The 12600-nt window shown below is 44.4% G+C and carries 11 protein-coding genes; 10 read left to right on the forward strand and 1 reads right to left on the reverse strand.

The genetic code is table 11. From position 1 onward, the window contains the following. Positions 1–13 precede the first annotated feature (13 nt). Positions 14–1033, forward strand: coding sequence for a DNA polymerase III subunit delta (gene holA, locus VQ00_RS03880; protein WP_046178745.1), 1020 nt, complete (start codon positions 14–16; stop codon positions 1031–1033). 30 nt (positions 1034–1063) lie between these two features. Here holA and rpsT read toward each other — a convergent pair whose 3' ends face one another. Then, the gene (rpsT, locus tag VQ00_RS03885) at positions 1064–1318 is read right to left on the reverse strand and encodes a 30S ribosomal protein S20 (RefSeq protein ID WP_046178746.1); all 255 of its coding nucleotides are present in this window, start codon (positions 1316–1318) and stop codon (positions 1064–1066) included. A 181-nt stretch (positions 1319–1499) separates the two neighbouring features. On the opposite strand from rpsT, the gene gpr reads away from it, so the two are divergent. The 9 genes from gpr (at position 1500) to prmA (ending at position 12589) form a co-directional block, all read left to right on the forward strand. Beyond that, positions 1500–2501: a GPR endopeptidase gene (gene gpr / locus VQ00_RS03890; protein ID WP_046178747.1), complete on the forward strand. Its 1002-nt coding sequence runs from the start codon at positions 1500–1502 to the stop codon at positions 2499–2501. Positions 2502–2561: 60 nt separating this feature from the next. Beyond that, entirely contained in the window at positions 2562–3656 is a 1095-nt protein-coding gene (gene spoIIP / locus VQ00_RS03895; protein WP_052728312.1) for a stage II sporulation protein P, read from the forward strand. 90 nt (positions 3657–3746) lie between these two features. Continuing rightward, entirely contained in the window at positions 3747–5576 is a 1830-nt protein-coding gene (gene lepA / locus VQ00_RS03900) for a translation elongation factor 4 (RefSeq protein WP_046178748.1), read from the forward strand. 58 nt (positions 5577–5634) lie between these two features. Next, positions 5635–6759 (forward strand): radical SAM family heme chaperone HemW, encoded by a 1125-nt coding sequence (gene hemW / locus VQ00_RS03905; RefSeq protein WP_046178749.1) that lies wholly within the window; start codon positions 5635–5637, stop codon positions 6757–6759. Between the two features lie 101 nt (positions 6760–6860). Next, positions 6861–7895, forward strand: coding sequence for a heat-inducible transcriptional repressor HrcA (gene hrcA, locus VQ00_RS03910; RefSeq protein WP_046178951.1), 1035 nt, complete (start codon positions 6861–6863; stop codon positions 7893–7895). A gap of 14 nt (positions 7896–7909) precedes the next feature. Beyond that, on the forward strand, positions 7910–8494 hold the full coding sequence (gene grpE, locus VQ00_RS03915; protein ID WP_046178750.1) for a nucleotide exchange factor GrpE: 585 nt from the start codon (positions 7910–7912) through the stop codon (positions 8492–8494). 39 nt (positions 8495–8533) lie between these two features. Beyond that, entirely contained in the window at positions 8534–10366 is a 1833-nt protein-coding gene (dnaK, locus tag VQ00_RS03920; protein ID WP_046178751.1) for a molecular chaperone DnaK, read from the forward strand. A gap of 129 nt (positions 10367–10495) precedes the next feature. Further along, entirely contained in the window at positions 10496–11620 is a 1125-nt protein-coding gene (dnaJ, locus tag VQ00_RS03925) for a molecular chaperone DnaJ (RefSeq protein ID WP_046178752.1), read from the forward strand. Positions 11621–11644: 24 nt separating this feature from the next. Further along, positions 11645–12589, forward strand: coding sequence for a 50S ribosomal protein L11 methyltransferase (gene prmA / locus VQ00_RS03930; protein ID WP_046178753.1), 945 nt, complete (start codon positions 11645–11647; stop codon positions 12587–12589). Positions 12590–12600: the final 11 nt, after the last annotated feature.

The following is a 12600-nucleotide window of genomic DNA, read 5'->3' on the forward strand; positions in this document are numbered from 1 at the left end:
TGGAGTCGAGTGAATGGATGTATTAAAAGAATTAAAAAGCGGTCGTTTTCGTTCCGTGTATTTGCTGTACGGACCGGAGCAATATTTTATAGAACAAGCAAGGCAGCTGCTTATTAAAAGCGCATTGAACGGGGATAACATCGATCTAAATGTGACGTCATTTGATATGACAGAAGTACCGGTAGATGCAGCCATTGAAGAAGCGGAAACACTGCCATTTCTCGGTGACCAAAAGCTTGTTTTCGTTCAAAATCCACTTTTTTTCACAGCGGAAAAAGTGAAAATTGAGCATGACGTAAAGAAATTGGAACAGTATTTAAATGATCCTGCCCCGTTTACAATTCTTGTTTTTCAAGGAAGATTTGAGAAATTGGATGAACGGAAAAAAATAACGAAACTGATAAAAAAGCAGGCGGGCGTGCTGGAAGCAAAACGTCCGGCTGAGCGAGAACTAGCGGGCTGGATTAAAAGCAAAGCAGCAGAAGAAGGGGCTGTAATAGAAGATTCAGCCATTCAGCAGCTTTTAGCGATTGCTGGTTTCCATTTATCAGTTCTGGCCATGGAAATTGCTAAGCTCGCCCTTCATGCCGGCGAAGGGAATGAAATAACAGAAGAGCATGTGACGACATTAACGGCACGCACGCTTGAAAGTGATATTTTTCGTCTCGTTGACCGGATTGTGACAGGCCATTTGCAGGAAGCGCTCCGGATTTATTACGACTTGATTCGGCTGAATGAAGAGCCTTTGAAAATTTTAGCAGTCGTTGCCGGCCAGTTCAGGCTTATTTATCAAGTAAAAGAATTTACAAAAAAAGGGTATGGGCAGCAACAAGTAGCTGGCCAGCTGAAGGTGCATCCCTTTCGTGTAAAAATAGCTGCAGGACAGGCGCGTGCATTTTCTGAAAGCCAGCTTGCTGTGATTATGCAGCTGCTTGCAGAGAGCGATTACGAAATGAAAAGCAGCGGCATGGAAAAAAAAATGATTATTGAAATGTTTTTTTTCCGTCTGCAGACAATGATGAAGACAAAATAAAAAAAGTGTCCAGAATGGACACTTTTTTTATTAGTTAGCCAACTGTTTCATAAGACGGCTTTTTTGACGGTTCGCAGCGTTTTTGTGGATAAGGCCTTTTGCTGCAGCTTTATCTAGTTTGCTGACTGCTTGTACAAGCAGTTCTTTTGCGTTTTCGTCATTATTAGCAGCTGCTGTTTCGAACTTTTTCACTGCGCTGCGCATAGCTGATTTAGCTTGCGTGTTGCGTGCTGAACGAATTTGAGCAGTTTTTGTGCGTTTGATGGCAGATTTAATATTTGGCATTTACTGTCACCTCCTAAAAATGGATCGAACTTTTATTCGTACCCGATTATCAATCATTATTGAATTAAACAACAAGAAGTATTTTAGCAAAGGAATAAAAGAAATGCAATAGGAATCGGGTGTAAAGGAATAAACTTTTACACTCATGGGCAAACTGTGAAAAAAATGGAGGGTCAAACGAATGAAAAAATGGTCGCCTCGCACCGATTTAGCACTGGAGTCCGCTTTAATTGCCGAACAGCAAAATGGCGGTAAAGTTGAAGGAATCACATTAAAAGAAGAAGAAAAAGAAGAAACTAAAGTGACGACAGTCGAAATCACAGAAGGAGCAGAGAGGATAACCGGAAGAAAAGCGGGACATTATGTAACAATCGAATCCGCTGACTTGCGTAAATCGGATTCATCGCGCCATGCGGCGATCAGCCGGGTTGTCGCAGAAGAAATCCGTTTATTTGTACAAGGAGCCGGACTGTCACAGAATGCATCTTGTTTAATTGCCGGACTCGGGAATGAGCTTATTACACCTGATTCACTTGGGCCGCGTGTGACAGACCGCCTCATTGTCACCAATCATTTATTCAAGCTGCACCCCGAACACGTTCAAAACGGATATCGTCCTGTCAGTGCGATTTCTCCTGGAGTTATGGGCATGACTGGAATTGAAACGGGAGATATTTTGCTCGGACTGATCGAACGCGAGAAGCCGGATTTCCTAATTGTCATTGATGCGCTCGCGTCCCGTTCGATTGAACGGCTGAACGCGACTATTCAAATGACTGATGCCGGCATACAGCCAGGTGCAGGTATTGGAAACAGGCGAAAAGAAATTAGCCGCCATACAGCAGGTATTCCTGTCATTGCGATCGGTATTCCAACGGTTATTGATGCGGTGACGGTCACACGTGATGCTATAGAAATGGTCATGAAGCATTTACAAGAAAAAAGCGGCCGGGAGGATGACAGTTGGAAACGGTCGTTTTTAGGAAATATCGGACTGCTCGATGAAAATGAAAAACATCAATTGATTAATGATGTTTTAACACCAGCCGGCTTAAATATGATCGTGACGCCAAAAGAAGCTGATTTGTTTATTCATGGAGCAGCAGCGATTATTTCGAGCGCATTGAACGAGGCGCTTCATGATAGGCCGCCGGAAGAAACACGCTCTTTTTTTGCAGGCTGAAATCATGGTCTGCTTTTTTTATTTTGTGCATAAGGTAAAAGGACAAGAGTTAAAAAGGGGATGGCGACGATCCTTTTGCACAAAAAAAAGCAGACACCATTTTGGCTTGTTCCGGCTTATGCCTGTTTAGTTGTTATGCCGCTTTGGACAGCGGGATTTTTAACGGTGATGCCGTTTTCTTATCACTTTACTTCTGAATCCATGAGCCGGGCAGCGGCAGAAATTCCAGCCGCTTCTTTTTATGAGCTTCTTCACATTGAAAATCATGCATTCCGTTCTGTTATGGAACCGGAGCAAAGCACTATCGGATGGGTAGATGCTGCTTTTCAGTCCGCTGCCGGCATTAGTTTGCGTGATCCGCGGACGTTTCTTGGAAAAGAGCTGCCGGGCTTTTCGATTTATGACGGCCAAATTTTAATTGCCGGGGAAGGAACCGATTATACAACGATGCCGGTCGAATCAAATGAACCGGATGATCTCCCGGTTCCACAAGCGCCGGATGCAGGGCCGAACGAGCCGGATACCGATACGCCGGCAATAGAAGAAAAAGAGGTTCTTCTCTATTTCACTCACACGTCTGAGTCATTTACACCGAAAAATGGACAAGACCCTGTTAATATTACAGAAGTGGGAACGATGATTGCGGAAAATTTAGAATCAAAAGGGATAGGTGTTTCGATAAATAAAACAAATATTGGCGCGCTGCTCAACAAAAAAGGAAAAAAATACAGCGCTTCGTATGAAGAATCACGGGCGGTCGTGGCTGCTGTTCAAAAAGGTGAGCCGACTTTATCCTATCTGGTCGACATTCATCGTGATTCACAAGGAAAATCAATTACAACAACCGAAATAAACGGGCAAATGATGGCGAAAACCGTTTTTGTCGTTGGTGGTGAGCATCCTGGATACGAAGAGAATGCCCGGTTTGCCTCAGCGCTCCACAAGCTTTTTGAACAATATTATCCCGGTCTTTCGCGTGGCGTTATCGTTAAATCCGGCAGTCAGACGAACGGGAAATTTAATCAGGATCTATCAAATCGAGCGATGCTCATTGAAATGGGCGGCATTGAAAATACTCGTGAAGAACTCGAACGGAGCGCGGCTGCTTTTGCCGATGTATTGGCCCGTTTTGTCAAATCGGAACAAAATGAATAGTCTGTTCGTTCAATGTTCGTTGTCAATTGCATAGTGCGCTGATATAATCACAATAGTATATATGTGCCGATAACAGGAGTGAACATTGACATGAACAACAACGACCGACTAGAACGGCAAGAGCGTATTCGTAATTTCTCGATCATTGCCCACATTGATCACGGGAAATCAACGCTCGCAGACCGTATTTTAGAGCAAACGAAAGCATTGACTGCACGTGAAATGAAAAGCCAGCTTCTTGATTCAATGGATCTTGAACGGGAGCGGGGCATTACGATTAAATTAAATGCTGTGCAGCTGAATTACACAGCAAAAGACGGACAGGAATATATTTTTCATTTGATTGATACACCAGGACACGTCGATTTTACGTATGAAGTATCAAGAAGCCTCGCTGCATGCGAAGGGGCGATTCTTGTTGTGGACGCGGCGCAGGGCATTGAAGCGCAGACGCTTGCAAACGTCTATTTGGCCCTTGATAACGACCTTGAAATCTTGCCAGTAATCAACAAAATTGATTTGCCGGCCGCAGAACCGGAGCGTGTCCGGAAAGAAGTAGAAGATGTCATCGGCATTGATGCTTCAGAAGCGGTGCTCGCTTCCGCCAAAGCCGGTATCGGCATCGAAGACATTTTGGAACAGATCGTTGAAAAAGTGCCGGCGCCGACGGGGGATCCGGATAGTCCGCTCAAAGCCCTGATTTTCGACTCGATCTATGATGCGTACCGTGGCATCATAGCCTATATCCGCGTTGTGGATGGCACGGTCAAAGTCGGCGATAAAGTGAAAATGATGGCGACCGGGAAAGAATTTGAAGTGACTGAAATTGGTGTTTTCACACCGAAAACAACGCAGCGCAAAGAATTAACAGTAGGCGATGTTGGCTACCTGGCCGCTGCGATTAAAAATGTCGGTGATACGCAGGTTGGTGATACGATCACATCGGCAAAAAACGGGGCAACAGAAGCGCTTGCCGGTTACCGAAAACTCAATCCAATGGTATATTGCGGTCTTTATCCGATTGATGCCTCTAAATACAATGATTTACGTGACGCACTTGAAAAGCTTGAATTAAATGATTCTGCCCTTCAATACGAACCGGAAACATCACAGGCACTCGGATTCGGTTTCCGCGGTGGTTTCCTCGGTCTTTTGCATATGGAAATTATTCAGGAGCGGATTGAACGTGAATTTAAAATTGATTTGATTACAACAGCACCGAGCGTTATTTATCAAGTGACGATGACAGATGGGGAAGAACTTCGCATTGATAACCCGTCTGATATGCCGGATCCGCAAAAAATTGCTCGCGTGGAAGAACCATACGTTAAAGCATCCATTATTGTCCCTAATGATTTTGTCGGCACCGTGATGGAACTGGCGCAAGGTAAACGTGGTATCTTTATCGATATGCAGTACCTTGATACGAACCGTGTCAGCGTTGTTTATGAAATGCCGCTGTCTGAAATCGTCTATGATTTCTTTGATCAGCTGAAATCAGGCACGAAAGGCTACGCATCATTTGATTATGAGCTGATCGGCTACAAAGAGTCGAAACTGGTGAAAATGGACATCCTTCTTAATGCAGAAAACGTTGATGCTCTCAGCTTTATCGTTCACCGTGATTTTGCGTACGAACGTGGAAAAATCATCGTTGAAAAGCTGAAAGAGCTTATTCCGCGCCAACAGTTCGAAGTGCCGATTCAAGCAGCGATCGGCAACAAAATTGTTGCCCGGTCTACCATTAAAGCGATGCGTAAAAACGTGTTGGCTAAATGTTACGGCGGAGACATTTCCCGGAAACGAAAACTGCTCGAAAAGCAAAAAGAAGGAAAAAAACGCATGAAGCAGGTCGGCTCAGTCGAAGTACCGCAAGAAGCGTTTATGGCTGTATTAAAAATGGACGATCAAACGAAATAACAAGAAGGTGTCCGATCCCGGGCACCTTTCCTTTGTGTATTAGAAAGGCGTGAACAGAATGACGAAAGCCGCTTACATTCATATTCCTTTTTGCCATCACATTTGCCATTACTGTGATTTTAATAAAGTATTTATGAAAAATCAGCCGGTGGAGCAATATTTGAACTGCCTAGACCGAGAAATGAGCATGGCGGCATTTGTTACAGGTTATAAAACAATTTTTGTCGGCGGTGGCACGCCGACGTCACTCAATGCGCAGCAGCTGTTCTTTTTAGTAGACTCCATTCACAACAGGCTTCCCCTGCTGCCGGATGCGGAATATACTTTTGAAGCAAATCCGGGTGATTTAACACCGGAGAAATTGCGTATCTTAAAAGAAGGAGGCGTCAATCGGCTTAGCATTGGCGTGCAGTCATTCAATGATGCCCACTTAAAACGGATTGGCCGCACTCATACAAAAGAAGACGTTTTACGAACCGTTCGTGACGCGGAAAAAGCCGGCTTTGATAACTTGAGCATTGATTTAATTTACGGTTTGCCAGAGCAGACGGTGGAGGACGCAGCTGATACTGTTAAGCAGGCACTTGGACTTGGTTTGCCGCACTATTCAGCTTATTCATTGATTATTGAACCCAAAACGGTTTTTTATAATTTAATGGCGAAAGGAAAACTGCCGCTTCCAAAAGAAGAATCCGAAGCAGATATGTACGAAGCAGTCATGCGGGAAATGGCTGCAGGCGGGCTTAATCAATATGAAATCAGCAATTTCGCCCGTCCAGGGTTTGAAAGCCTGCATAATTTAACGTATTGGAACAACGATGAATATTATGGGTTCGGCGCCGGTGCTCATGGGTATGTAAATGGAGAACGATATGCAAACTTTGGTCCATTAAAAAAATATATGGAGCCGATTGAACGTGCACGGTGGCCGCGTATAACAAACCAAAAAGTGACGAAACGAGAACAGATGGAAGAAGAAATGTTTCTCGGCCTTCGAAAAATGGAGGGCGTGTCCATTTCATCATTTGAAAGTAAATACAGCGAAAATCCGCTTCGCTTTTTTCATGAAGCAATCACAGACATGACAGATCGGGGGCTGCTTGAAATAAAAGCTAATTCAATTCGTCTGACCCATAGCGGAAAGTTTTTAGGCAATGAGGTCTTTCAATCTTTTTTAATTTAGTCGAAAATATGAGCGTACTCGTTGACAGACAACCAGGATTTTGATAATTTAAATGTAGATTTAGCACTCGAACATAAAGAGTGCTAACAGAGGTGATGAATGTGCTGACAGACCGCCAACTTTTCATCTTGCAAATTATAATTGATGACTTTATTCGTTCGGCTCAGCCAGTCGGGTCACGCAACCTTGCTAAAAAAGACGACGTTTCATACAGTCCCGCTACAATTCGAAATGAAATGGCAGATCTTGAAGAGATGGGGTTTTTAGAAAAAACGCATACGTCATCCGGACGTGTCCCATCTGAAAAAGGATACAGATATTATGTGGATCATTTGCTGTCGCCCGGGTCACTTCGACGCAGCGAACGGACGGCGATTCATTCTATTTTTGCTGACAGGCAGGAAGGGCTTGAAAAAGCCGTTCAAAATGCCGCGACAATTTTATCGGAGCTGACCAGCTATACATCGATCGTTCTTGGTCCAAGATTTAATGACCACAAAGTTAGGAATTTGCAGATTATTCCAATTGATACTCGGTCGGCTGTAGCCATTATTGTGACCGATACGGGGCACGTTGAAAACAGGATTTTTTCATTGCCGGAAGGAATTGAACCGGAGGACATTGAAAAAATGGTCAATATTTTAAATGATCGACTGACCGGTGTTCCACTGTCGGAGCTTCGGCAAAAAATTTACAAAGAAACAACGGAATTAATGAGGCGTCATCTTCACAATTACGAAGCGGTGCTGCATATGTTTGCGGAAGCATCTGCGGGTTCGCCGATTGGCAAGCTGTTTATCGGAGGCAAAACAAATATCTTCAATCAGCCGGAATTTCGTGATGTGGAAAAAGTGCGTCTTGTCATGGACATGATGGAAAAAGAACATGATATGTATGAGTTGATCCGTCCGACTGAATCCGGTGTGCAAGTTAAAATCGGTACGGAAAATGCAGAGCAGGCAATGGAAGACTGCAGTTTAATTACGGCGTCCTATTCTGTCGGCAATGAACCGGTTGGTACTATTGCCATTCTCGGTCCGAAACGAATGGAGTATTCTCGTGTCATTACACTTGTTGATTTTTTAAGTCATGACATGACTAATGTACTGACACGTCTTTACAATACGCGAACTTAAATTGATGACTAGAAATGTTGGAGGTGGCATCAGTGGCAGAAGAGCAAAAGCCATTGACGGAAGAAAAGCCGATTGATCAAACGGCTTCTTCCGAAGAAGAAAACGGGTCCGTTGAAATGGAAGAAACGATTATTGAAGAAGTAATTGAGGAATCGAAAGAAGAACAGCTTCAAAAGCAGCTGGATGAATCAGAAAACCGCTATTTGCGCTTGCTAGCGGATTTTGATAATTTCCGGCGCCGGGCAAACCTGGACCGGGAAGCGCTGGAAAAATATCGTGCACAAAAATTAGTAACCGAACTTTTGCCGGTGCTTGATAATTTTGAGCGGGCGCTGCAAGTAACGCCTGAACACGATGAAACAAAATCAGTGCTTCAAGGCATGGAAATGGTCTACAAAACACTCGTAACGGCTCTTGAAGGAGAAGGGGTGGAAACAATTGAAACGGTGGGTAAGCCGTTTGATCCGACAGTCCATCAAGCAGTTATGACAGACAGTGATGAATCGGCAGAACCTAATTCGGTTTTAGCTGAGCTTCAAAAAGGATATAAGCTAAAAGACCGGGTGATCCGCCCATCTATGGTAAAAGTGAATCAATAATATTTTGATAAGCAATGATTTCAGGAGGGAATTTTAAAGATGAGTAAAATTATCGGTATCGACCTTGGAACAACAAACTCTTGCGTAGCAGTACTTGAAGGCGGAGAAGCAAAAGTCATCCCAAATCCGGAAGGCAACCGTACAACGCCATCTGTTGTCGCATTTAAAAATGAAGAGCGCCAAGTAGGGGAAGTAGCAAAACGCCAGGCAATTACAAACCCGAATACAATTATTTCGATTAAGCGCCATATGGGGACAAACCATAAAGAAACAATCGAAGGCAAAGACTATTCACCGCAAGAAATTTCTGCAATGATTTTGCAGCATTTAAAAGCGTATGCGGAAGATTATCTTGGGGAAAAAGTCGACAAAGCGGTTATTACAGTACCTGCTTATTTTAATGATGCAGAACGCCAAGCAACAAAAGATGCTGGTAAAATTGCCGGTCTTGAAGTAGAGCGCATCATTAATGAGCCAACGGCAGCAGCGCTTGCATATGGAATGGATAAAACAGACCAAGATCAAACGATTCTCGTGTACGACCTTGGCGGCGGTACATTTGACGTGTCTATTCTTGAGCTTGGCGATGGTGTCTTTGAAGTGCTTTCAACTGCCGGTGACAACCGTCTGGGCGGGGATGACTTTGATGAAGTGATCATTGATTATCTTGTCAATGAATTCAAAAAGGACAACGGCATCGACTTGTCAAAAGACAAAATGGCCATGCAGCGTTTGAAAGATGCGGCTGAAAAAGCGAAAAAAGATTTGTCTGGCGTGACATCGACGCAAATTTCGCTTCCATTTATTACAGCAGGAGAAGCAGGACCGCTCCATCTTGAAACAACATTATCACGCGCAAAGTTTGATGAATTGTCATCAAGCCTTGTCGAACGTACAATGGGTCCTGTCCGCCAAGCGCTACAAGATGCGGGCAAATCAAATGCGGAAATTGATAAAGTGATTCTTGTTGGGGGCTCTACACGGATTCCAGCTGTACAAGAAGCAATTAAAAAGCAAACTGGCCAAGAACCGCATAGAGGCGTGAATCCAGATGAAGTCGTTGCGATGGGTGCAGCGATTCAAGGCGGCGTACTTACAGGCGATGTGAAAGACGTTGTTCTTCTTGACGTTACACCACTTTCACTCGGTATTGAAACAATGGGCGGCGTGTTTACGAAGCTGATTGACCGTAACACAACGATTCCAACTTCGAAGTCGCAAGTGTTCTCAACAGCTGCAGATAACCAGCCTGCTGTCGACATTCATGTGCTTCAAGGGGAACGCCCAATGTCAGCAGACAACAAAACACTTGGCCGTTTCCAGCTTTCAGACATTCCACCGGCGCCACGCGGCATTCCGCAAATCGAAGTAACGTTTGATATCGATAAAAACGGAATCGTGAATGTAAAAGCAAAAGACCTTGGCACACAAAAAGAACAAAATATTACGATCCAGTCTTCTTCAGGCTTGTCAGATGAAGAAATCGACCGCATGGTAAAAGAAGCGGAAGAAAATGCGGATGCCGATAAGCAGCGCAAAGAAGAAGTAGAACTTCGCAACGAAGCGGACCAGCTTGTTTTCACAACAGAAAAAACAGTGAAAGAGCTTGAAGACAAAGTTGATGAAGCAGAACTTCAAAACGCGACGGAAGCGAAAGATGCCTTGAAAGAAGCGATTGAAAAAGGCGATCTTGAGGACATCCGTGCAAAACGGGATGCGTTAAACGAAATCGTGCAGGCTTTATCTATGAAACTGTATGAAGAAGCGGCGAAAGCAGCCCAGGAACAGCAAGGAGCAGAAGGCGCACCAAAAGATGACGGTGTGGTTGATGCGGAATTTGAAGAAGTCGACGATTCAAAAGATAAAAACTAAGCGCCAGCTACACGAAAAAGTCAAAGTCAGCGGTTTTCCGGCTTTGGCTTTTTTCGTGAAACAATTTACCATCTAAAGGCCGATGTATGTTAAAATAGCGGTTATGTGAATGAAACGGGAGTGAAAACGGTGAGCAAACGGGATTATTATGAGGTATTAGGTATTGAGAAAAGTGCGCCTAAAGATGAAATTAAAAAAGCATATCGGAAGCTGTCAAAAAAATTTCATCCAGATATTAATAAAGAGCCAGGTGCAGACGAAAAATTCAAAGAAATCTCTGAAGCATATGAAGTGTTAAGTGACGATTCAAAAAAAGCCCAATATGATCAATTTGGCCACGCAGGTCCTCAGCAGGGTGGTTTTGGCGGCGGTGGATTCTCTGGCTTTGGCGGCGGATTTGATGATATTTTCAGCACATTTTTTGGCGGCGGCGGCGGTGGACGCAGACGCGATCCGAATGCGCCGCGTCAAGGAGATGATCTTCAATATACGATGGCATTGTCATTTGAAGAAGCGGTTTTTGGCGTGGAAAAAGATATTACGATTCCAAAAGAAGAAGAGTGCGGAACATGCCATGGCAGCGGTGCAAAACCAGGAACGTCTCCTGAAACGTGCTCGCATTGTGGCGGCGTGGGCCAGGTAAATGTGGAACAAAACACGCCATTTGGCCGTGTAGCGACACGCCGCACATGTCATCATTGCAGCGGTACAGGCAAAATGATCAAAGAAAAATGTTCAACATGCGGCGGTGACGGCCGTGTAACAAAAAATAAGACGATTAATGTAAAAGTTCCAGCAGGTATTGATGAAGGACAGCAAATTCGTTTATCCGGACAAGGTGAAGCCGGCATAAATGGTGGACCAGCAGGTGATTTGTACGTTGTTTTCCGTGTGCGGGAACATGAATTGTTTGAGCGGGATGGCGATGATATCTATTGTGAAATGCCAATCACATTCGTCCAGGCAGCGCTTGGTGATGAAATTGAAGTACCGACCGTTCACGGCAAAGTGAAGCTGAAAGTGCCTGCGGGTACACAAAGCGGAACGAGATTCCGTCTTCGTGGCAAAGGCGTGGCAAACGTCAGAGGTTTCGGAACAGGCGATCAGCACGTTCATGTCAAAGTAATCACACCGGTTAAATTAAATGAAAAGCAAAAGCAGCTTCTTCGTGAGTTTGCGGAAGTAAGCGGTGAACAGCCAAGCGAAGAAGATGGCTTTTTCGATAAAGTCAAACGCGCGCTCAAGCGTGACTAAATGGCATGATGGGAGCTGACACAAATGAAGTGGTCAGAAATTTGCATTGAAACCGTAAACGATGCAGTCGAGCCGATTTCGAATATTTTACATGAAGCGGGTGCAAGCGGCGTTGTCATTGAAGACCGTGCTGAACTGGACAAAAAACGAGAAAGCGGCCTTTTTGGCGAATTGTACGAACTGAATCCCAGTGATTATCCGGATGAAGGCGTGGCCGTTAAAGCGTATTTGCCGGTAAATAGCTTTTTACAAGAAACTGTTGATGATATTACAGCGGCTGTGAAAAATTTATCTGTTTATCAAATTGATACGGGAAAGCTTGGTGTATCAGTCAGTGAAGTGCATGAAGAAGACTGGGCAACCGCGTGGAAACAATATTACAATCCGGTTAAAATTTCTGAAAAATTCACGATTGTTCCAACATGGGAAGATTATGAACCTTTTTCAACGGACGAACTGATTATTGAACTAGACCCGGGCATGGCGTTTGGGACGGGCACTCATCCAACAACGGTTATGTGCTTGCAGGCACTTGAGCGGTTTGTACAGCCGAATCAACATATTGTAGATGTCGGAACCGGCTCCGGTGTGTTAGCCATTGGCGCCGCGCTGCTGGGTGCTTCTCGTGTCACAGCGCTTGATTTAGATGAAGTAGCGGTATCGGCGGCTCGTCAAAACGTTGCGTTAAATCGTGTGGAAAATATTGTATCTGTTTCTAAAAATAATTTAATTGACGGAATTGATGAGCAGCCGGACGTGATTGTATCGAATATTTTGGCGGAAGTGATCATTTCTTTTACAGATGATGTTGCCTCTATTTTGCTGCCGGGTGGATTCTTCATTGCATCAGGGATCATCGGGCAGAAAAAAGACGACGTCCGTAAAGCGATGACAGCTGCCGGCTTGGTTATCGAAGAAACCGTCGTGATGGAAGACTGGGTATGCATCGTCGGCAAAAAAGCGGAATAATTGAGGTGCAA

The sequence above is a fragment of the Domibacillus tundrae genome, assembly GCF_000970675.1.
GTDB lineage: Bacteria > Bacillota > Bacilli > Bacillales > Domibacillaceae > Domibacillus > Domibacillus tundrae.